The 21,485-nt window shown below is 68.2% G+C and carries 20 protein-coding genes and 1 pseudogene; 8 read left to right on the top strand and 13 right to left on the bottom strand.

Going from position 1 to position 21,485, the window contains the following annotated elements:
* Positions 1-81 precede the first annotated feature (81 nt).
* Positions 82-972 (top strand): LysR family transcriptional regulator, encoded by an 891-nt coding sequence (locus AB0L70_RS35510; protein WP_363691210.1) that lies wholly within the window; start codon positions 82-84, stop codon positions 970-972.
* A 34-nt stretch (positions 973-1,006) separates the two neighbouring features.
* Here the strand turns inward: AB0L70_RS35510 and AB0L70_RS35515 are convergent, their stop codons facing one another.
* The 3 genes from AB0L70_RS35515 to AB0L70_RS35525 form a co-directional block, all read right to left on the bottom strand.
* Entirely contained in the window at positions 1,007-1,264 is a 258-nt protein-coding gene (locus tag AB0L70_RS35515; RefSeq protein WP_363691211.1) for a hypothetical protein, read from the bottom strand.
* 179 nt (positions 1,265-1,443) lie between these two features.
* Positions 1,444-2,103, bottom strand: a complete 660-nt coding sequence (locus AB0L70_RS35520; protein WP_363691212.1) for an endonuclease — start codon at positions 2,101-2,103, stop codon at positions 1,444-1,446.
* Between the two features lie 2 nt (positions 2,104-2,105).
* A complete protein-coding gene (locus AB0L70_RS35525; RefSeq protein ID WP_363691213.1) occupies positions 2,106-3,407 on the bottom strand; it encodes an NAD(P)/FAD-dependent oxidoreductase in 1,302 nt (433 codons plus the stop codon).
* A 104-nt stretch (positions 3,408-3,511) separates the two neighbouring features.
* Here AB0L70_RS35525 and AB0L70_RS35530 point away from each other — a divergent pair, with 104 nt between their 5' ends.
* A complete protein-coding gene (locus AB0L70_RS35530) occupies positions 3,512-3,673 on the top strand; it encodes a hypothetical protein (protein ID WP_363691214.1) in 162 nt (53 codons plus the stop codon).
* Between the two features lie 27 nt (positions 3,674-3,700).
* Entirely contained in the window at positions 3,701-4,222 is a 522-nt protein-coding gene (locus AB0L70_RS35535; RefSeq protein ID WP_363691215.1) for a type 1 glutamine amidotransferase domain-containing protein, read from the top strand.
* Positions 4,223-4,504: 282 nt separating this feature from the next.
* Here AB0L70_RS35535 and AB0L70_RS35540 read toward each other — a convergent pair whose 3' ends face one another.
* A complete protein-coding gene (locus AB0L70_RS35540; protein WP_363691216.1) occupies positions 4,505-5,209 on the bottom strand; it encodes an NUDIX domain-containing protein in 705 nt (234 codons plus the stop codon).
* 105 nt (positions 5,210-5,314) lie between these two features.
* Between AB0L70_RS35540 and nadC the strand changes: the two genes are divergently transcribed.
* The 3 genes from nadC (at position 5,315) to nadB (ending at position 8,749) form a co-directional block, all read left to right on the top strand.
* A complete protein-coding gene (gene nadC / locus AB0L70_RS35545) occupies positions 5,315-6,187 on the top strand; it encodes a carboxylating nicotinate-nucleotide diphosphorylase (protein WP_363691217.1) in 873 nt (290 codons plus the stop codon).
* Between the two features lie 79 nt (positions 6,188-6,266).
* Positions 6,267-7,241: a quinolinate synthase NadA gene (nadA, locus tag AB0L70_RS35550; protein WP_363691218.1), complete on the top strand. Its 975-nt coding sequence runs from the start codon at positions 6,267-6,269 to the stop codon at positions 7,239-7,241.
* Entirely contained in the window at positions 7,238-8,749 is a 1,512-nt protein-coding gene (gene nadB, locus AB0L70_RS35555; protein WP_363691219.1) for an L-aspartate oxidase, read from the top strand. Before nadA ends, nadB begins: the two co-directional genes overlap by 4 nt.
* Before the next feature lie 33 nt (positions 8,750-8,782).
* Here nadB and AB0L70_RS35560 read toward each other — a convergent pair whose 3' ends face one another.
* The 3 genes from AB0L70_RS35560 to AB0L70_RS35570 all read right to left on the bottom strand — a co-directional run bounded on the left by AB0L70_RS35560 (position 8,783) and on the right by AB0L70_RS35570 (position 11,703).
* Positions 8,783-9,334, bottom strand: coding sequence for an AAA family ATPase (locus AB0L70_RS35560; protein WP_363691243.1), 552 nt, complete (start codon positions 9,332-9,334; stop codon positions 8,783-8,785).
* 108 nt (positions 9,335-9,442) lie between these two features.
* Positions 9,443-10,354: a TAXI family TRAP transporter solute-binding subunit gene (locus tag AB0L70_RS35565; RefSeq protein WP_363691220.1), complete on the bottom strand. Its 912-nt coding sequence runs from the start codon at positions 10,352-10,354 to the stop codon at positions 9,443-9,445.
* 11 nt (positions 10,355-10,365) lie between these two features.
* Complete coding sequence (locus tag AB0L70_RS35570; protein WP_363691221.1) at positions 10,366-11,703, bottom strand: aminotransferase class I/II-fold pyridoxal phosphate-dependent enzyme; 1,338 nt, start codon at positions 11,701-11,703, stop codon at positions 10,366-10,368.
* Positions 11,704-11,829: 126 nt separating this feature from the next.
* On the opposite strand from AB0L70_RS35570, the gene AB0L70_RS35575 reads away from it, so the two are divergent.
* Entirely contained in the window at positions 11,830-13,005 is a 1,176-nt protein-coding gene (locus tag AB0L70_RS35575; protein ID WP_363691222.1) for a helix-turn-helix domain-containing protein, read from the top strand.
* Between the two features lie 96 nt (positions 13,006-13,101).
* Here the strand turns inward: AB0L70_RS35575 and AB0L70_RS35580 are convergent.
* The 6 genes and pseudogenes from AB0L70_RS35580 to AB0L70_RS35605 form a co-directional block, all read right to left on the bottom strand.
* Positions 13,102-13,847, bottom strand: a pseudogene (locus AB0L70_RS35580) (class I SAM-dependent methyltransferase).
* Between the two features lie 172 nt (positions 13,848-14,019).
* Complete coding sequence (locus AB0L70_RS35585) at positions 14,020-14,991, bottom strand: zinc-binding dehydrogenase (RefSeq protein WP_363691223.1); 972 nt, start codon at positions 14,989-14,991, stop codon at positions 14,020-14,022.
* Between the two features lie 184 nt (positions 14,992-15,175).
* Positions 15,176-16,048: an MBL fold metallo-hydrolase gene (locus AB0L70_RS35590; RefSeq protein WP_363691224.1), complete on the bottom strand. Its 873-nt coding sequence runs from the start codon at positions 16,046-16,048 to the stop codon at positions 15,176-15,178.
* Positions 16,045-16,371: a DUF3870 domain-containing protein gene (locus AB0L70_RS35595; protein ID WP_363691225.1), complete on the bottom strand. Its 327-nt coding sequence runs from the start codon at positions 16,369-16,371 to the stop codon at positions 16,045-16,047. Before AB0L70_RS35595 ends, AB0L70_RS35590 begins: the two co-directional genes overlap by 4 nt.
* 71 nt (positions 16,372-16,442) lie before the next feature.
* Positions 16,443-17,699 carry an MFS transporter gene (locus tag AB0L70_RS35600; RefSeq protein WP_363691226.1) on the bottom strand — a complete coding sequence of 419 codons (1,257 nt, stop codon included), beginning with the start codon at positions 17,697-17,699 and terminating at the stop codon, positions 16,443-16,445.
* Between the two features lie 4 nt (positions 17,700-17,703).
* On the bottom strand, positions 17,704-18,171 hold the full coding sequence (locus AB0L70_RS35605) for a cupin domain-containing protein (protein WP_363691227.1): 468 nt from the start codon (positions 18,169-18,171) through the stop codon (positions 17,704-17,706).
* A 377-nt stretch (positions 18,172-18,548) separates the two neighbouring features.
* Here AB0L70_RS35605 and AB0L70_RS35610 point away from each other — a divergent pair, with 377 nt between their 5' ends.
* Positions 18,549-21,377: a BTAD domain-containing putative transcriptional regulator gene (locus tag AB0L70_RS35610; RefSeq protein ID WP_363691244.1), complete on the top strand. Its 2,829-nt coding sequence runs from the start codon at positions 18,549-18,551 to the stop codon at positions 21,375-21,377.
* Positions 21,378-21,485 lie beyond the last annotated feature (108 nt).

Genomic DNA, 21,485 nt, shown 5'->3' on the forward strand with positions numbered 1-21,485 from the left:
GTGACCAGCCTCCGCGATCGGGTCAGGTCCGACAAGCGCAGATCTGGCGGGCTTGCTCTGCGTAAAGCGCATACTTGTCGGGTGTCGTTGACTGCTTGGCGGACCTTCGTGATGCTCGGCCGGCTCGGATCGCTGTCCGCGGTCGCCGCCGAGCTCGGCTATACCCAGTCGGCGGTGTCGCGCCAGGTCGCGGCGCTCGAGACGCTGGTCGGCGTACCGCTGGTACGGCGGGTTCCGCGCGGGATCGTGCTGACGGCGGCCGGCGAGGCGTTCCGGGCACATGCGCTGGTCGCGGTCAATGCGGCGGATCGCGCGGTTCGGGCTGCTCGTGACGCGACCGTTGGTTCGCAGCGGCCGCTCGTCGTCGGTGCCACGCCGTCGCTGGCGGCGGGCGTCGTACCGGCTGCGATGGACCGCTTGCTGGAGGAGAGCGGGCCACGTCCCTGGTCGCTGGTGGCCGCGCTCACCCGCGAGCTGTACGACCGCCTGCTGGCCGGAGAGATCGATCTGGCCGTTGTCACCGATGCACCGCCCGGCCTGCCGAACCAGCCTGGTCTCGTGCTCGAACGTCTGGGCTCCGACGAGATGATGGTCGTCGTCTCCAAGCGCCACCGCCTGGCCGGTAGCGCCAGGATCGGTATCGCTGCGCTGGCGGACGAGACGTGGGTCGAGGACAACGACGGCTCCGCGGCTCTGCTGCGCAACCACGCCGCCCGCGCCGGCGTCACGCCGAGGATCGACCTGACCGCCGCCGACCTACCGGGCAAGCTGGCGATGGCGGCCACCGGCCATGCCGTGGCGCTCGTCCCGGGCTCCCTCACCGCCGCACTCCGCCCGGACGTGACCTCGATCCATCTCCAGGACGCACCAACCCGCGAGATCTACGCGCTCCTCCCGGGCGACGACCGGCATCCCGCCACCGAGGACCTCATCCACCTACTCCGCCAAGAAGTCACCGCAAGCACCGGATAGATCCGCCCCACTCATGAGCTTGGGAGCCGTCGCGTTACAGCTGTGTCCTTGGGTTGGAGGGCAGTTGGCGGATCTTGTCCTCGACGTAGCGGAGGATGTGCGGCTGAGAGCCGCTCGGCGTGCCTTGGAGGATGTCGAAGACGAGGGCCGTGGCAACCTCCGCCACCGAACCGTGGGTCCGATCGGCCCAGGCGGTCAGCAGGCGATCCGCCTCGACCGCGGAGACGTCGAACCACACCGTCAGAACGTCGCGAGCCCGTTCGACGACCAAGGGTGTTTTCACATCGTCCATCGCAGTGGCAACCTCTGCCGGACATCTGGCGGCTGCACACCGGCTGCTTTCCCAACCGTCGGCCGTCGAGATCCTCACCGGAACCACAAATCCGGTACCCCACCCGAATCCGCCGCGCTCCGAACCACCGCGCCACCCCGACAACTGCCCAGCGACAACGAAACAGTCGACCTAGCCGGCTAGGCCTCCCGGACGAGGGCTTCGGCTGCGCGCGGGTCGCGAGACAGGCGGACGAGGGCGGCAGTCAGTTCGGCCGTTTGCCGCGGGGAGGTGGTGACGTTCGACAGGCCGCGAGCGGTCACCGGCAGGCCGATCCGCTGGGCGCCCTGCTTGACCCGCTCATCGACGTACGGCGAGATCCCTGGCCAAACCGCCTGGACCTCGCGCAGGAAGATGTCGGCTCCAGCAGGTCCGATGCCCTTGAATTCGGTCAGAAGCGGGATCAGGCGACGTGGATCGTCACCGGCTTCAGCGTGCAGTTTGCGCAGATCGCCCTGCCAGCGGTCGAGGGCGAGGTCGGCGGTCTGTTCGAGCATGGTCGACGTACTCTCGTCGTACCGGCGGTAGTGGCCGCGGCCGAGTGCGTCGACGCGGTCCTGCCAGCTGGCGTTCTGCATGGCCCGAGCTGTTCGGTATCCGGCGGCGAACAGCTCCTTCGCGGCGGGTACGGCGACCCTGGCGGAGATAGGGGCGCTCAGCAACAGCGACAGCGTGAGGAGCTGGAACAACGGCGCAGGCTTGTCCGTGAGCCGGATGCCGGCTTCCTGGGCATAGGTCCGGCCATGGCGATCGAGCGTCAGCCGCACGAGTGCCTCACGACGTGTCTTCGCAGTACTCATGCTCACCTAGGGTGGATGTGTTCTGGGGTTGAGGTTTCGAGGGGGAGTTGGTTGGCGGGGATGACGCCTAGTTGGGTTGTCTGGCGGCGGGTGACGGTGTCGAGGAGCCAGTCGGCGGCCGTGCGTACGCGGTTCCCGGGCATCGACCAGAGGTGGTAGCCGCGGGTGACGACCTTGGCGGGCAGGCCGGCGAGCGGGACGTGCAGTGGGTTGGCCGCGGCGTCGCGCCCGCCGAGGTCCACGACGAAGCCGAGATCGTGATGCCGGTAAGGCTGCGCGCTCCCGATCCCCAGGCTTGCCGCCACGTTCACGGCTGCCTGCTTGCCTTGGCGCTCCGCATGCTGCGCTGTCATCGGCGTGACCTCGCCCGGCCGGGTCAGATCGGGTACGGCGGCCGCGTCGCCACAGGCGAAGATGTCAGCATGATCCGGCACGGTGAGGTACTCGTCGACGACCAGCCGGCCCTTGTCGGTAGCTAGGCCGAGACCTTCGACGACAGGGTCCGCGCGTACGCCGACACACCACACCAGCGACTGGGTTGCGACGAAACTGTCGTCGGTGAGCTGTACGCCGTCCTTGCGCGCCTCCTGCACGGACACACCCATCCGCACCTCCACCCCACGCTGCCGCAACACGTGGTCGGCCGTCTGCGACAGTCGTTCGTCGAGCTCCGGCAGGACCCGGTCCGCGACGTCGAGCAGCATCCAGCGCATCCGCTGGTCACGGAGCCGTGGGTGGCGCTTCTGGAGCAGCTCCGTGTAAAGCACGCCATGCGCCGCGACCTCGGTGCCGGTGTAGCCGGCACCGACCACGACGAAGGTGCACAGCGCGTCTCGCTCGTCCTGGTCGTCGCTCGCGTCGGCCAACTCGAGCTGCTGGGTCAGATGGTCTCGCAGGAACACTGCTTCGGGGATGCCGCGGAACCCGTGGGCGTGCTCGGCGATCCCTGGGATCGGCAGCAGTTTGTTGACGCTCCCGGCGGCGAGGACCAGCCGGTCGTACCCGATCTCCCCGCGCTCACCGGACGGACCGGCGTACCGCACCGTCCTGGTGTCCGCGTCGAGTCCGTCGACTTCGCCGAGTACGAGGCGTACGTCGGGAAGCGTGTCGGCGATCGAGATCGTCAGCCGCCGGGGCTCGAGGATGCCGGTGGCCACCTCGGGCAGCAGCGGTACGTACAGGAAGTAGTCGGTGGGATTGACGATCACGACCTCGGCCCGGTCATGGGTGAGCTCACGGAGCTTGCGTGCCGCGTGGAACCCGGCAAACCCCGCGCCGACGACGACGATCCTCGACTTGTGCATGAACCTCCGGTACCAGGGTCCACCCGTCCCAAACCGCCGCGGCGATTGGATGCCGGTGGCGCGGGTACCGGCCGACGGTCCGTCACCTAGATGGAGGTACTGCGATGAGCACCACTCCTGTTCCCCCGGTCCCGCCGGTCATTCCGGGCGGGGATCCCGACGCCCCCGATGTGACGACCCGGCCCGGCGACGACAGCCCGCTGGAGCAGCCCGTTCCGGAGCCCGACCCCGACGAGGACCCGAACGAGCAGCTCCCGCGTGACTAGCACGGCAACTGATCGAAGGAGGAAACGATGAGCAGAATCGCCTTTCTGGTAGCCGCTGAGGGGATCGAGCGGGTTGAGCTGACCGAGCCGTGGAAGGCGGTCCAGGAAGCTGGTCACGATCCTGTCCTGGTGAGTCCGAGCAGCGGAGAAGTGCAGACCTTCGATCACCTGACGGCCGCGGAGAAGCTGCCGGTCGACGAGGTGGTCGCGGACGTCGCGGTCGATGACTTCGCTGCGCTCGTGCTGCCCGGTGGTGTCGCGAACCCGGACGCGTTGCGTGGTGACGAGAAGGCGGTTGCCTTCGTCAAGGATTTCGTTGCCTCCGGCAAGCCGGTCGCGGCGATCTGCCACGCTCCGTGGACGTTGGTCGAGGCCGACGCGGTGCGTGGACGCACGCTGACGTCCTGGCCGAGCCTGCAGACCGATCTGCGCAACGCCGGGGCCACGTGGGTCGATCAGGAGGTCTCCGTCGACGAGAACCTGATCACCAGCCGCAACCCGGACGACCTGCCCGCCTTCTCCCAAGCCCTCCTGAAGGCCCTCGGCTGAGCCTGAGCCTGAGCCTGAGCCTGAGCCTGGGTCTGGGCCTCGGCACGGACCGGCGCCAGGCGGTGACTAGGCCCGCCTGGCGGTGCCGGGCAGCGGCTCGAAACGGGCGGGGACTGGCGCGCCTCGTGGGGAGAGGGTCGCGCGGCCCAGCGCCCTGGGGCGAGCCCGGTTACGGGACGACCGCCAGGCGAACATCTCCACCGTATTCCCATTACGGACTGACCCAGGCCGGAATGCCGCGATAGCCCGCTTAACGGACACCCGACGAGTGACTGCGGTTGGTTAGCGGGGTGGGCGGAGTACTGCGAAGGGGTCTGTGACGGTTAGTTCGCGGGCTACGAAGGTGTAGACGGTGGCCGGGCGGCCGCCGCTCTGGCCGGGGGTGGCTCGTCGCTCGGTCGGGTCGATCACGTGCCGCCGGGTCAGGACGCGGGTGAGGTTGGTGGCGCCGAGCTCATAGCCCAGTGCGGCGCCGAACAAATCACGCAGCTCGGCAATGGTGAACTCCACGGGAGCCAGCGCGAACCCGATGTTCGTGTACGACAGTTTCGCGCGCAGCCGCGCGACCGCGGCTTCGATGAAGTAGTGATGGTCGAACGCGGTCCGCGGCAGGTCGTCGATCGGGTGCCACTGTGTGTCGGACGGAAGCGTCGGGCGTACGTCGGACGGAACCAGGCCGAGGTAGCCCGTTGCCAGCACGCGGGCCCGCGGATCACGATCGATCGCACTGTGGGTGGCCAATTGCTCCAGGTGCGCGACGTCGCGGACGTCGACCTTCGCCGCGAGGTGCCCGGTGATGGCCTCCCGGAGCCGCTGTACCGGCTCGACCCCGCCGCCGGGAAGAGCCCAGCGGCCACGATGCGGACTCTGTGCGCGTTTCCAGAGCAGGACGCACAAGCTGCCGTCGCGAACGGACAGGACCACGGCGAGCACTTCGTGCGGATAGCTGGGGAAGTTAACCGGATCACCTTTCTTGGCTGCGGGCACGACGACGATGGTAGCGTGCGTCTAGTTATCGACTACCAGGCGAAAACATCCGAAAGGTTGCGATCCACGCGGATCAGCACCACAGACAGAGGGCCGGAACAACACATGCAACTGACGAGGGCGACGGTCCGGACCGCGGTGCTGGCCGCACTGGCCGAGGATCAGTCGGCAGACGACGTCACCACCCGGTGGAGCGTCCCAGCCGCGCTACAGGTCGAGGCGACGATGATCGCCAAGCAGCCCGGACGCGTAGCCGGTCTGCCTGCATTACGAGAGGTCTACGCCACCATCGATCCAACCGTCACGGTGCGGCCGGCTGTTGCCGACGGCGATCCGGTTCTCCCCGGACAGCCGCTGGCGTGGATCAGTGGTGCGGCGCAATCGATCATCACCGGCGAGCGGGTCGCGCTGAACTTCGTCCAGCGCATGTCGGGCATCGCAACCCTCACGGCGGCCTTCGTAGCCGCGATCGGAGCGCGCCCGGTCCGGCTGCTCGACACCCGCAAGACCGCGCCCGGTCTCCGGGCCATGGACAAGTACGCCGTGAGCTGCGGCGGTGGAACGAACCACCGACTCGACCTGGCCGCCATGGTGCTGCTCAAGGAGAACCATCTCGCTGCGGCCGGCGGCGTACCGGCGGCCGTTCGCCGGGTCCGGGACGGCATGACCGGGGAAGGCAGAGGTATGGCGATCGAGGTCGAAGTCACCACCGCGGAGGAAGCCCGCGAAGCGCTGGACTGCCAGGTCGAGTGGCTCCTGCTGGACAACATGTCCGCCGAGGAGATGGCCACGATCGTCGAGTGGCGCAACACCTCCGGGTCGACATCCCAACTCGAGGCCTCCGGCACAGTCACCTTGGACACCGTCGCCGAGGTTGCGGCCACCGGTGTCGATGCCGTCTCGGTCGGCGCCCTCACCCACTCGCCTACCGCCCTCGACATCAGTCTGCTGGTCACTCGCGACCACGAACTCAACTGAGCTCCGGTACGGCGCCGGTGGCGTCGTCACCCCCAGTTATCGCCTATGAAGCGAAAATCTCCCGAGAGAAGGACCTGTTGTGACCGTTGGGACAGCAATCAGCTGGCAGGAAGAGGTACGCCGTCTGGCCCGGGAGCGAGATGCGGTCGTGCTCGCCCACAACTACCAGGAACCGGCGATCCAGGACGTCGCGGATCACGTCGGCGACTCGCTTGCGTTGTCGCGCATCGCGGCGAGTACCGACGCGTCCACGATCGTGTTCTGTGGCGTGCATTTCATGGCGGAGACTGCCAAACTGCTCAGCCCGGACAAGACCGTGCTGATTCCCACCGCTCGGGCCGGCTGCTCGTTGGCGGACACCATCACCGCTGACCAGTTGCGGGCCTGGAAGGCCGAGCACCCCGGCGCTGCGGTTGTTGCCTATGTCAACACCAGTGCGGCCGTGAAGGCCGAGGCCGATGTCTGCTGTACGTCGTCCAACGCGGTGGAGGTGGTGAACTCGATCCCGGCGGATCAGCCGGTGCTGTTTCTCCCCGACCAGTTCCTCGGAGCCCATGTCCGGAGGCAGACCGGTCGGGACAACATCGAGGTGTGGATGGGCGAGTGCCACGTGCATGCCGGCATCACCGCGGCCGACCTGCGCTCTCAGGTGGCGGCCGACCCCGCGGCCGAGGTGCTCGTGCATCCCGAGTGCGGCTGCGCGTCGTCGGCGATCTGGCTCGCCGGCGTCGGTGATCTGCCGGCTGATCGGACCCACATCCTGTCCACCGCCGGCATGCTGGACGTCGCGCGCGACATGACCGCGAAGACCGCCCTGGTCGCGACGGAGATCGGCATGCTCCATCAACTTCGCAAGGTGAACCAGAAGACGACGTTCCTGCCGGTGAACCCGAAGGCCTCGTGCCGCTTCATGAAGATGATCACCCCGGAACTGCTGGTGCGATGCCTGCGAGAGGGCCGCGACGAGATCCAACTGCCGGCCGAGATCGTCGAGCGGGCACGGCGTTCGGTCGAGCGGATGGTTGCCATCGGCAAGCCTGCGGGTGCTCGATGAGGCGCGCCGTCGACGTGGTCGTGATCGGCGCCGGCGTGGCAGGCCTGTCAACCGCGCTCGGTCTCGCGGCGACCCGCGACGTACTGCTGCTGAGCGCCGGCGACGGGAGCACACCGTGGGCCCAAGGTGGCGTCGCCGCGGCGTACGGCGAGGACGATCCGCTCGACCACGCGCGCGACACCGACATCGCCGGCGCAGGATTCTGCGATCCGCGCAACGTTCGGGCGCTGGTCGAGGAGGGACCGCAGCGACTGGCCGAACTCATCGCTCAGGGGGCTCGCTTCGACCGTGACGCCGACGGATCGCTGTCGAGAACTCTCGAGGGAGGACACGGTCGTTCCCGGATCGTGCACGCAGGCGGTGACGCCACCGGCGCTGAGGTTCATCGCGCACTGCGTAGCGCGCTACGGCTCACCGGCGTACAGACGATGGACGGACGGACTGTCGGCTTGATCAAGTCCGACTCCGGCCGCATCGTCGGCGTACTCGTCGAAACCGGTACGGAGATCACCCGGATCGACACCCGTGCCGTCGTACTGGCCACAGGCGGGGTCGGCAATGCCTACCTGGCGAGCACCAATCCGTCGACGGTGCGCGGTGATGGCATCGCTCTGGCGCTGCGGGCCGGTGCATCTCTGGTGGACATGGAGTTCGTCCAGTTCCACCCGACCGCGCTCTTCACCGGCGAAACCGGCGGTCAGTTGCCGTTGGTCACCGAAGCCGTGCGCGGTGAAGGTGCGGTTCTACGCGACAGGCATGGTCGCAGGATCATGGCCGGTCGGCACCCGCGGGCCGATCTGGCTCCTCGGGACATCGTCGCCCGGGAGATCGAGGCAACGATGCGCCGTGACGGATCCGACCACGTCTGGCTGGACGCCACGTCCATCGCGCCCGACGTACTCCGACGGCGATTCCCGACCGTACTGGCGTCCTGTGCACGGATCGGCGTCGACCTGCTGTCCGAGCCGATCCCGGTCGCGCCCGCCGAACACTTCCTGTGCGGCGGGATCCGAACCGACCGCGACGGCGCAACCGACGTACCAGGCCTGTACGCCGTTGGTGAGGTCGCCGCAACCGGCGTACACGGGGCCAACCGGCTCGCCTCCAACAGCCTCCTGGAGGGACTGGTCTTCGGGCGGCGCGTCGCAACCGCCCTGACCCTCGATCTCCCCGCATCGGACCACGGCCGCTCCTACGAACTGGTGCTGAACCCTGATCGCGAACCGGAACGGATCCGCGCCATCCTCACCAAGTACGCCGGTATCCGTCGCGACGGCGCAGGCCTGAACGCGGCCGCTGACGAGCTCCAGCCCCTGGGCACCGGACCACTCGCGACGGTGGCGCGAGCTGTCATCGCGGCAGCGACGACACGACAAGACAGCCGCGGCTGCCACTGGCGTTCGGACTACCCGCACTCCGACGAGCGCTGGGACGAGCACATCGTCGTACGCCTCGACAAAGACGACCGCCCGACCACCCGCCAACTCCACCACGCAACCACCCAGTGACGGCGCAAGCCAACGATCAGGCTCGTAGTGCCGTCACTGCAACGACCTGTCCAGCCACTGGCGGGCGGCGGTGTGGCTCGGGAGGCGGACGATGGGGAGGTCCGGGCGCTGCTCGTGCAGGGCGGTGATGCGGTCCGCGTTCTCGTGATGGGTCTTCCAGGCCCACCGGATGATGTGGTCGGGGTCGGTGAGGACGGTGCGCAGCGGTGGCTCGTAGTTGCCGTTCCACAACTGCTGGTTCCGGACGCTGCGACGGACGGTACGGCGTACGACCTGACGCATCACCACGGCCCTGCTCAGGTCGAGCCAGACCATCAGGTCGGCACGTTCCGCGAGCAGCGGCCGGACCGAGCTGTACTGCCACTCGGTGACCCATCCGGGCCGGGAACTGAACTCCTCGACCTCGGCGACGAAAGTGTCCCTCGGCGTCCAGTCGGGTCCGTGGAACAGCGCGTCGATCTCGATGTGCGGCAGGTCCAGCCGCTCACCGATCGCACGCGCCAGCGTCGTCTTCCCCGACGCCGACGTCCCGGCCACCAGAACCCGTCGCGGCCGTTCCGGCAGCGGATCAGTAAAGCTCAGCATCACCACGCGCCAAACGATAGACGCCGAGCCCACTCTGCCGCCCCCGCTTTTCCCATCGCCCGCCCGCCGTCGACGCTGCGATAGGAGTCGACCTTGGCCCGGCCTGATTCAGTCCATGCACCCTAGTTCCCGATAGGCGCGGGCTGCTCCGGGATGAATGGGCGCTGGGCCGTTGCGCCAAGCCGCAAAGGGGTTGAACCCGGCCAGGCTGGGATGCACCTCGGCAAGGGCGGTGGTGTTCATCACCAGCAGCCGGGTGAGGTCGTACGCCGCTGTCTCAGGAACGTCGGCGGAGACGACGAAGACGGTCTGCGCGAAGCACGTGGCGATGTCCGCGTCGTGCAGACCGGGGTAGGTGCCTGCCGGGATCACCCCCCGACTGCAGGCATAGCGCCGTACCAGATGCTCGATGAGATCGGCGGGCAGAGGAGCGAGCTCGACCTTTCGGCGTCCGTCGGCCGCACTCGCGATGCTCGGTGCGGGCAATGTCGTCGCACCGAAGACGTAGTCGATCGTGCCGGTGGTGAGCGCGGCGATCAGCGCGTCGTAGTCGGCAAGGAGCACCTGCCCGCCACGAGTGGCGATCTCTTCGTAGGTGGTTCCGTAGTACGCGACCACGTGCTGGAACATCAGCTCGTCCGTCGTGTCCCTCGGCGGTACGCCGATCCGCAGCCCACCACCGGTGATCGCGGCCCCGAACTCGGCGGCGGAAGGCGATCGCAGCAGGTTGTACGGCAACGCCGACCAGCCCGTGCCGAGACTGGCGAGCCTGGGCATCGGGGCGTCGAAGGGCGGTCCGCCGTTGACCGCGGCGTTGACCACGACGTCGATGCTCATGCCGAGCTCGGCCTCGCCATCCTGGATCTTGGTGAGGTTCTGCTCACCGCCACCGGCCGCCAGCGTCAGCTTGACCGAGGACTCCTGGCCGTTGAGCAGGTCCACCAGCCTTTCGGTCATCTCGTACCAGCCGTCACCGGGGTTCCCGCCGAGCCAGGTCAGTGCGGAAATCTGGTCAGTCATGTCCAAGCCTTTCAGGAGGGGGTATCCACGGTGAAGTGCACTCCGGAGAACTGTCGCCGCCACGCCGTAACGTCGGCTGCAACGGTGGTCGGATCGTCTGCCGGGTTCAGTCCGCGAGCGATGAAGGAGGCCAGCTCCCTCATGTCGGACTCCGTCATGCCGATGCGCGCGAGCTCCGGCGTACCGAAGCGCAAGCCGTTCAGGTCGTCGTCGACCGGAGCGAGAGGCAGCCCGATTCCACTGGTGAGCAGGTTCGCCGCGCGCAGTCGGCGGGCGGCTCGCTGTCCGCCGCCGTAGCGGTGGGCCACGACCGCGAACTGATGGGAGCGGGTGCCGCCTTCTCGTGCTTCGAAGACCGGCACGTCCAGAGCGGCCAGCTCGGTCGCCAGTCGTTGGGCGGTCGCTGTCATCGTGCGTGCGTAGGCGAGACCCGCGACCTTCCAGTCAAGCAGCGTGACGGCCAGGGCAGCGGTCTTGCCGGCATCGAAGTTGGCGGTCAAACCCGGGTACGCGATGGCGTCGAGAGTCTCGGCCAGCTCTGGCTCGTTGGTGACGACAAGCCCACCGGGCGGCCCACCCAAGCTCTTGTAGGTGCTCATGGTCATCAGGTGGGCTCCCTCGGCCAGAGGCTGTGGCCAGGCATGACCGGCGATGACCCCACACAGGTGGGCGGCGTCGAAGAGTAACCAGGCGCCGACCTCGTCCGCGATCTCCCGGATCTTGCCGACCGGATGGGGGAACAGGTTGAGGCTGCCGCCGATGGTGATCAGCTTCGGGCGCACTTGGTGCGCCAGGGCGCGTAGGGCGTCGACGTCGACGGAGTAGCCGTTCGCGGCCACCGGTGCCGGCACGGTGGTGAGCCCGTAGCGGCCGGCGGCTCCCTGGGCGTGATGCGTGACGTGCCCACCGAGGTCGGCCGGTGGAGCGACGATCGTGTCACCGGGGCGTGTGGTCGCCATGAAGGCATACAGGTTGGCCAGGGCGCCGGAGCCTACCCGGACCTCGGCGTACCGTGCGCCGAAGACCTCGGCGGCGAGCTCGGCCGTGATGATCTCGATCTGTTCGATCGCCTCCAGACCCATCTCGTACTTGTCGCCCGGGTACCCCAGCGACGGACGCGAGCCGAGGCCCGCCGACAGCATCGCCTCTGCCCTCGGGCTCATCAGGTTCGTCGCCGGATTGAGGTTGATCGCCTCGGTGTCGTGAATCTGGCGATTCTCACCGACCAGGCGGTTGAGCCGGTCCAGTACGTCGGCCGCGGGCAGCCCGGCCACGGCGCCGGCGGTGGTGCGCACCAGCTCTTCGGTCAGCTCCGGTACCCACGGCCGCTCGGCCAGCGCATGTGTCACGTGACTTCCTCCGTTCGCAGGCCACTCACGGTAGGTGTGCCTTGGCCGGAGACGCATCGGAGTGATGGCGCAAGATTTCCCGGATCGTTCCTACACTTGTAGGAACGTCGTACGCCGAGGGGACGCATGGACGACACACTCCAGGACCGGCTGGACCGACTGGCGCTCGCAACCGGGCACAGCCTGTCGATCGATGCTCCGGACGGGCGGCTGATCGCCTACAGTGCGCAGAACCATTCGACGGATCCGGTCCGGGTCTCGGCGATTCTGGCGCGACACGTCGCCCCAGAGGTTCAGGCCTGGCAGAACCAGCACGGGATCGCCGACGCGACCGGACCGGTCGAGGTGTTGGCCAATCCGGAGCTGGGGATGGCGGCGCGCTTGTGTGTGCCGGTTCGGCAGGAGCGCAGGTGCGTCGGTTACCTGTGGGTGCTGTCGTCCGGCCGGCCGCTGGAGGACAGCGCGGTCGCCGAGGTCGTCCGCTTCGCCGGCGACATCGCCCCCGAACTTGGCCGGCGCCGGTCGGCATCGCTTCCGGTGCAGCTCAGCGCACTGATCCGGGGGGTGCTCGGCGAGTCCGCGAGTACCGTCGACTTCGACGATCTGGCGGCAGCGGTGCCGTCGTTGCTCGGGGCCCGTATCCAGATCTGCGTGGTGGTTTCCAGTACGCCGGACCGGACCGGCGTCTCGGCCTTGACCAGTACCGAGTTCGTGCGGCTCACTGCCGGATTGCCCTCCGCCCTGGGGCGGCGCCCGGAGTACGTCGGCTCGTACGTCGGCGCGAGCCAAGCGGTCGTGCTGGTCCGGTGCCGGTCGGCGGGCGATGTGCTGAGCCAGATCTTCGCAGCCGCGAGCGCGGAGATGCCCTCGCACGCGGTTGCCGGTATCAGTGAGCCAGTGCTCTTCGAGCTGGACGCCGTCCGCACGGCGTACAACCAGGCGCTGGCGGCGGCCGAGCTGGCCGCGCTCGATCCGGCGTTGCCGAACCCGCTGACCTGGTCGGACCTGGGTCCTTACCGCCGACTCCTGCGGATCCCAGCCTCCGTCGACACGACACTGGCCGCCCTCGACAACCTCGGCGCCTCGGCTCCCATGCTGCTGCGAACGCTCGAGACCTATCTGGACCTCGCCGGCGACGCACAACGCACGGCAGCGCGACTGCACCTACACCGAACAAGCCTGTACTACCGCCTGCGACGCATCGCCGACCTCCTCGACGTAGACCTGGACAACGGCCTGACCCGGCTAGACCTGCACCTGACCCTAAAATCCCGCCGCCTGTCCAACCGCACCCTCAGCTGAACCCTGGCCAGCTCCTCGGTCCAACGCGTCGTAGAAGTCGCCGTACCGCCCCGACGCATCCAGCACGGCGACCAGCTCCCCGGCCAGCATGGCGATTCAGCCAGGGCGCTCAGGCCCAGTGGCGGTGGCGGTTGCGGTTGCGGTTGCGATCAGGATCATCTGGTTGTCGGTCGTGTACGCCGTCGGGCTCCATCCGCGGGAGCGCAGGTCGGATTCGAGCTCGTCGACGCCCCAGTACCGCTTGAGCACCTTGAATTGGCGGCCGTCGGCCAGTTGGCGCTGCTCCGGGCGCGCGCCGGACGGCGGGGGCGAGGGCCATGCCGCCTGATCATGTGCTGGAACTCCACCGGCAGTGCTGTCGATGACGAAGACTCGGCCGCCAGGTTTCAGCGCAGACCGGACCCCGGACCAGAACCCTGCCAGTCGATCGTCGGGGACGTGCGAAAGCCAGTAGGTGAACATCACCACGTCGTACGCCGCCGCCGGAGGCTGCCAGCTGAACAGATCGGCCACGACGTATTCGATGTCGAGTCGTGCCCGGCAAGTCGTTCGCGGTTGTACTCGATCACCTCCGGTGAGGCGTCGACGGCGGTGACTTGCTGGGCGTGTCCGACCAGGTGGCGGGTCCACAGCCCGGTGCCGCAGGCCAGCTCAAGCACCCGTCCTGTCGGAGCGAAATCCCGCAACGCCGTCTCCGCCTGGGCTACGTCGTGGAACCACTGCCGCTCCAGCTCCGGTGGCAGCGCATACCGCCCTCGACGGACCCACCACTCGTCGTACTCTCCGGCGCGCGCCCTGTAGTACTCGATCTGCTCGGCGATGGCTTCGTCCACCCTCGCCACGATAGAGCCCAAGTCATGCCGCGACGAGGCCGAGCACCACGACCATCGGCTAAGGCGTCCTCTGTACTAAACCGTTCCCAGTGCTGGGTGTCGGCGTACTCACGCTTGTAGACGATCCTTCCGGCGCGGCGCAAGTATGATCGCGCTCGATCACGAATCCAGGAGTGTGCGGTCAGAAGCGGACGACGTACTTGCCGGTGCCGAGGCCGTCTGCGAGGGCTTGTTGGGCCTCGGCGGCATGGTCGAGTCCGTCGACAATTGTCGGCTCGAGTTGCAGCGTGCCCTTGCTGAGCTTCGCGAGTACGTCGGTCAGGGCGGCCGCGACCATTTCGGGGGCCTTGGCCGCGTAGCCGCGGATGCTGAAGCCGCCGATCGAGGCGTTCCCCGCGAACAAGGGGCCCGCGGCAACAGGTGCCAGCGGGGCGCCGCCTGCGTTGCCGAACAACATGATCCTGCCGCCCGGTGCGACCAGTTCCAGATCACTGGCGAGCCACTGCGTGCCCTGCGGATCCAGGATCAGGTCGACACCACGTCCCGCGGTCCGCTCGAGCACGGCCGCGACCAGATCAGCACCACGGACCAACACGGCGTCGTACCCAGCCCGTTCGGCTGACTGCACGCGGTTCCGCCCGCCAACGGTTCCCAAGATCTGGCTTGCGCCCTTGAGGCGGGCCAGTGCGGCCAGGGCTTGTCCAACGCCGCCTGCAGCTGAGTGGACCAGCAGCGAGTCGCCTGGCTGCAGATGGCTTAGCAGTAAGGCCGATGTCGTCAGGGTGCCGGGTGCGGCGGCGGCCTGCTCGAACGACAGTCCAGCCGGTATGTCTGCGACCAGCTCGGCTCGCACTGTGGCGACCTGTGCGAGTCCGCCGGACCCGGTGAACGCTGCGACCGGCGTACCGACCTCCGGTCCCTTGACGCCGGCGCCCAACGCGCGGACCGTTCCGGCCACCTCCAGGCCGGGGACGAATGGCCAGCCAGTGGCATATCCCGCGTCTCCCCGTCGTGCCATCACGTCGATGAAATTGATTCCGGCCGCTCGGACGTCGATCGCCACCTGCCCTGGCGCTGGCTCGGGCGTTTCCGCGTCGGCGACCCGAGTTGCGCCCGCGTCTTGCGCCGGCCGGTCGAATACCAATGCTTTCATCGCATGCCTTCCGTCGGTGACACATGATCATGCTCGGTGCCCAGCTGTGCCGGAATCGTGCCGCTGGGCTGCTGATGCCGATTTCCCCATCGCGGTGATTCTGCGTGTTCACGATGTGATCGCGTATCCGTCATCCGACCGGTCTCGGCAGTCGACTGCCGTATGGCGAGCATGTGCTCCGGGCTCATCGGCTGTGCCGTGGTGGGGTGATTGGACCTGGGATCGTGTCGCCCTCGATCCGGCCGATGTACCGGCCGGCTTCGAGCACTCCGGGGTCGTCGTGGGCGGGGACGATGAAGCGGTAGGCGAGAGCACGTTTCGCGGCGCCGATCTCCTGGGCCAGGGACGTCGTGAAGTTGTTGCTGAGCGCGGGATCGGTGGCGACGAGCGCCGACGGTTGCACGCCGGCGACGAAGGTGCCGCGCGGCTGGCTGTGCAGGGCTCCCTCGACGTCGTAGAAGAGGTCGCCGCACAGGTAGGCGTCGCCGTCGATCGTGGGTACGACGATGCCGATCGAGCCTGGTGTATGGCCGCCGGAGAGCTGGCAGACAATGCCGGGCAGGACCTCCTGCGGGCCTGACTGTTCCAGGTCGAGGAACTGGATCGCACCAGGTGTGTACACCCGGTCGAGCAGGTGGTGGAGATCGTCAAGTGCATAGGCACGGCCCTGGATGCCGGTGCACGCGCTGCCGAGTTCGCTCCGGTTCACCAGTACAGGCACCTGCAGGGGGACCTTGTCGAGATGACCCGCGTGGTCACGGTGCAGGTGGGTCATGATCACGCAGCCCAGATCTCCCGGCTCGACACCGTGAGCCTGTAGTTGCTCCTCGAAGCCCTGGCCAGGGCCGACGTGGCCACCGGCCCCCAGGACGCTGGTGTCGCGGTAGCCGGCGTCGACCAGCACCGGGGCGGCCCCACCCAGGATCAGGAATCCCTGGGCAGGCACGTCGATGATGTTGCCCGGGGCAATGCCCCGGAGCCGCATCGACTCGTCGATGGTGACCGACCCGAAGTTCAGCCGGCGGATCTCGTAGCTGATCCGGTCGCTGCTCATCATTCGTTCTCCTTGCGATAGGCGGCGTACCGGCGCCAGGCGTCGATGACCGCTTGCTTGATCGGACCGGAGCCGTGGCCCAGGTAGCTCGTGTCAATTTGTTCGATGATCGGATCCGGATCTGTGCCGAGATCCCGATCCTGCAGGAGCTCGGCGATCCAATCGCGGACCAGAGCCGTCACGGCGGTGGAGTCGACCTGTACGACCGTGCCGGTGCGGCGATCGACCCGCAGGCTGATTGACAGGTACTCGTGGGCCGCCCGCGAGGCGGACGTTGCCGGGACCTTGGCGTAGCCGACGATGATCAGGTGGTTCTCGATGTCCATCGACTCAGCGTGCCACCGGGCCGCGGCCGGAGCGGGCGGCGGCACGGAACACGGAGCCGTGAGTACGGCGGTCATGGCGCGACGGGGGCGGCGACGGCGACCACCGGCGCGTTCGCGCGAGCCAGTGTGAGACATCCCGCGGCCAGCACCAGGGAGCAGATCATCGCGACCAGTGCGACGGTGAACGAGCCGGTGAGCCCGATCATCCAGCCGATCAGGATCGGGCCCAGGAAGCCCGAGAGCTGCGTGCCCATGTTGATGAATCCGAGCCACATGCCGACCTCGTGCGGCCGGACGATGTCCATCGGCACGGACCAGAACGGGCCGAGGCCGGAGAAGAGGAAGAAGCCCGACACGGTCAGCGCGATCCCGGCGAGGTTCACGGTGGGTGCGAGGACGGTCAGCAGGATGCAGACCGCGGTGAGCAGATACGTCGCGGCGATGAACCTGCGGCGGATGTGGTTCCAGTACCGCTGGCAGAGGATCGCGCCGATCACCAGCCCGGCCGTTCCGGCCAGGTACGGCGAGCTGGCGAACACACCGGCGTGCGCGAGGTTCAGACCGCGGTACCTGATCAGATAGGTGGGCAGCCAGCCCATCAGGCCGTACAGGACGAATCCGAAGAAGAAGAACGCCGCGAAGGTCAGCCAGATGTGCGGAACGAGCCAGTTCCGCTGCTGTGCAACCCGATCGACGGCTGTTGGTGCTGTGCGCAGGTTCTTGTGCTCAGGCGAGTCGCGTAGTGCGAGCGCCGCCAGGACGACGGTCAGGCCGCCGGGGATCACGGTCAGGTAGAACACCCACCGCCAGCCCAGCGACGAGATGATCGGGAACGCCACCACCGGGGCCAGCGCCGGGCCCAGTGTGAGAGCAGTGAGCATGATCGCCAACGGTGTCGACCGTCGTCCCGGGCTGAACCAGTTGGCCAGCATCCGCCATAGCGGTGGCGGGTGGAATCCCTCGCCCGCACCCATGAGGAACCGGACGACGACGAGTGCGATCAGGCTCTCGGCAACCACACCGGTCAGGAAGCTGAAGATCGTCCACCAGGCGATCGCGGCGACGATCACCCGGCGCTGCCCGAACCGGTCCGACAGGTATCCCGCCGGCACCTGGACCGCCGTGTAGCTCAGGAACAGCGCGCCGGTGACGAGCCCGACGACGGACGGGGACAGCCCGAGATCGCGTGACATGAACGGCAGCGCGGCGGCGATCGCGACCCGATCGAAGTACGAGACCAGGAGGGTCAGCCACAGGACCGCGAGCACGACCGCGCCGTACGCCGCAGTGCGGGTGACGCCCCGGCCAGATGATGTCTGCGCAGCCATGGCACTACTCCGCCTGCTGCTCGGCGACGGTGGGGTCGAACGAGCTGCCCTCGGGCAGGAACTCGTTGATCGGCGAACCGAGGAAGTCCGGTACTTCGCCGTCGCGATGCAGGCCGACCGCGAAGGCCTTCACCAGCGGGTCCGCGTGCAGCCCCGGGCTGTGGACCTCGATCAGCGTGCACGGCTCGTCGGACTTGTTCCAGGACCAGTGCACCTCGCCGGCCGGGATGCGGAGAAAGTCGCCGGTCCTCAGGTGGTGAGCCGTGTCCTCGACGAACACCCACAACTCACCGTGCTGAAGCCAGTTGAGCTGCTCGCAGTCGTGCGAATGGGGCGCCGAGTGGTAGCCGGCCGGTCGGGTAGCGATCATCAACGACGCCGAGTTGCCGTACACGACCTTCGTCGTGAACGACGTCGTACCCATGTCCGCGGTCTGCTCTTCGACCGAGTCTGCGGAGGCGTGGATCGACACGAGATTCTCCCTCCAGTGCGCACAGCGCACCGACTGGCGGCGCAATCGCGACGCCTCTCAAGGGAGATCGTGTGACCCGTGGTGTGCCTGGACGATCAGTCCGACCGGCCGAAGCCACACCGTCAACATGATCTGTTGATTTGCCGGAAATATAAGCCCACACCTCACCCACCGCAAGCCCTCAAGCCTCCCGACAAACCTCCAACGCCAGGTGAAGACGCCGGCGGACTCACCTCGGGTGCTATTGCCCGATCGGGCAGCACCAATCGCTGGGTGTCACACGGGCGGACGTGTGGAGGTCGTACTTGAGGCAGGGCGGGCGACACCCTGGCGGGGCAGACTGTTGGGTTGGATGGAGAGGGGGCCGGACGGTGAGGATGCTTCCGCGGGCGGGGGAGCCGGAGGTGGGCTCGGCGCGGTTCGGGCTGTTGGGGCCGATCGAGGCCTGGCGCGGTAACGAACGGCTGCAGCTCGGGCGGCGGCGGGAGCGGGCGCTGCTCGCTGTGCTCTTGCTGGAGGCCAACAAGGTCGTGTCCGCGGAGCGGGTGATGGATCTGCTCTGGGACGGCAGTCCGTCCGAGACAGCCAGGGCCAGCCTGCGTAGTCACGTGTCGAGATTGCGCGCCTGCCTCGATCCGGCCGGCCGCAACCAGTACGGCGTACGGCTGGGTGCGCGTGGCGGGGGCTACCTGCTCGAGACAGCCCCGGAGGCGATCGATGCCAACCGCTTCAGCGCATTCGTACAGAAGGCGCGGGCAACCATCGACGCGAGCTCGAGAGCTACGCAGCTCAGATCGGCTCTGAACCTGTGGCGGGGCCCGGCGCTGGCAGACGCCAGCTCTGACCTGCTCCGCCGGCGCCTGGCGACCGAACTCGACGAACTCCGGCTGATCGCGCTCGAGCTGGCCGTCGATGCCGACCTCGACCTGGGACGTCATGAACAGGTGGTGGCTGAGGTGTACCGCCTGATCGGGGACCACCCGTATCGCGAAGGGCTCTGGGCGCGGCTCGCGCTCGCGCTGTACCGGGCCGGACGGCAGGCCGAGGCGCTGCAGGTACTCGGGCAGGCACGCGACCGGCTCAGTGGGGAGCTGGGACTCGACCCGGGTCCGGAGCTGCAGAAGTTGCAGCACAGGATCCTCACTGCCGATCCGGAGCTGGCAGGTACGCGGCCGGCGGAGACCGCGCAGTTGAGCAGTCTCGGACCGCCGCACCAGGTGCCGATGGACATCCCCGAGTTCACCGGCCGCGACCTCGAGCTGACCACGCTGACGGCGATGGCCGCACCGGCCGGGACAGGGCCGGGTGATTCGCCTGTGGTCTGCGCGATCGAGGGGATGGGCGGTGTCGGCAAGACCCGGTTCGCGATCCGCGCGGCGCACGACCTCGTCCGCCGCGGCTGGTTCGAGGAGGTGCAGCTGTGGGCGGATCTGCACGGGTTCGACCCGCAGCGATGCCCGACCGATCCCGCTGCGGTTCTCGGCGCGTTCCTGCGACAGCTCGGGGTCCCGGGCTGCGAGATGCCGGAGGACCTGGAGGCCAGGGCCGCGCTGTACCGCAGTCAGCTGGACGGGCGGCGAGCGCTCGTCCTCCTGGACAACGCCGCGACCGAGGAGCAGGTGCGGCCGCTCCTGCCCGGGAGCGGATCGTCCCTGGTGCTGATCACCAGTCGGCGTCGCCTGTCCGGACTGGATGGCGTACAGCCGTTTCCGCTGGACGTCTTCACGCGGTCCGAGACGATCGCGTTGCTGGCAAGGATCGCGGGACCCGAGCGGATCGTCGGCAACGAGGAGGACGCCGCCCGGGTCGCGAGCCTGTGTGGCTACCTGCCGATGGCCATCGCGCTCGCGGCTCGTCGCCTGCGTGCCCACCCGACCTGGGCGCTGAGTGATCTGGTGGCCAGGTTGGCAGTCGACGCCGATCGACCTGTGGGAGAGGCGTCGTTCAACCTGTCCTATAAGGCCTTGCCGCCGCAGCGTCAGCGCTTCTTCCGGCTGCTCGGTCTGAACCCAGGGCACCAACTCAGCGCCCGGACCGCCGCCGCGCTCTCCGGGCTGCCGGTGGCCGAGGCTGACGCGCAGCTGGAGTCTCTGCTGGACGAGTACCTGGTGTACGAGCGTCAACCCGGCAGCTACCGGATGCACGACCTGGTGCTCGCCTACGCCCGCGATCGTGCGCTGGCCGACGAGCCGGAGGAGGAGCAGTGCGCGGCGGTCCGACGCCTGCTGCAGGACTATCTCGTCCATGCGACGCAGGCGACGCTGCTGATCCACCCCAGCGAGTCACGTCGGGTCGCCGCCGCAGACGGTCGGACGGGCGAGTTGACCACGGCGACACAGGCGATCGAGTGGACCGAACGCAACCTGGCCGACTTGGTCGCCACCGTGCGGAGGGCCGTCCAGCTTCCAGGCGACGTCCCCGACCTTGCTGTTCGGCTGGTACTCGCGCTGTACCGGCCGCTGGCGAATCGAGGCCACTCACGAGAGCGCATTGCGCTCAACGAAATGGCGGCCGACGCGGCCGGCGACCAACTGCTCTACGCCTTGGTACTGGAGGATCTGGGCGCACTCTGCGGACAGGTCGGTCGGCTCGAGGACGCCGTACAGCGCACAGAGCAGGCGCTCGCGATCTGGCGGCAGACCGGCAATCACATCGGGGAGGCCGGCTGCCTGACCGGTCTGGGCATCGCCTACCGGCAGCTGGGACGGCTCGGCGAGGCTGTCGCGTGCCTGCAGGACGGGCTGGCGATCAACCGCCGGATCGGTCACCTCCCGGGCGAGGCGTCCGCGCTCAACCATCTCGGTCTCGCCCTGCAGGCGACGGGCCGGTACGACGAAGCGATCACCTGCAGCCAGCTCAGCATCGCCGGCTACCGCCGGATCGGTGACCACACCGGCGAGGCCCTCGCGCTGGCGAACCTCGGCTGGGTCTACCAGCGGTCCCGGCTCCCGTCGCTCGCGATCGACTGCCATCAGGCCGCGCTGCCGTTGTTCCGGGACTGGGGCGATCGCTACAACGAGTCCGAGCAGCTCTGGGGGATCGGTCAGGCGTTCCACGCTCTCGGCGACGAGGACCGCGCCCGCATCCATTGGAACGACGCGATCACGATCCTGCGCGACCTCGACGTACTGCGTCCCGCGCAGGCCGAGCTGCTGCTGGGGCAAACCGTCCCCGACACCCCGGAGATCTTCCGGCTGAACAGCTAGCCCAGGGGTCCGTGCCGGCGTGGCACGGTCTTGGCAACGTTGTGGCAATTGCGCTCCGTCAGGCTGCCCGAGCGGGAAAACCGTGCCCGCGCCGCCCGACGTCTGCCA

It is taken from the genome of Kribbella sp. NPDC051952, from assembly GCF_040680855.1.
In the GTDB taxonomy this organism is placed as follows: Bacteria; Actinomycetota; Actinomycetes; order Propionibacteriales; family Kribbellaceae; genus Kribbella.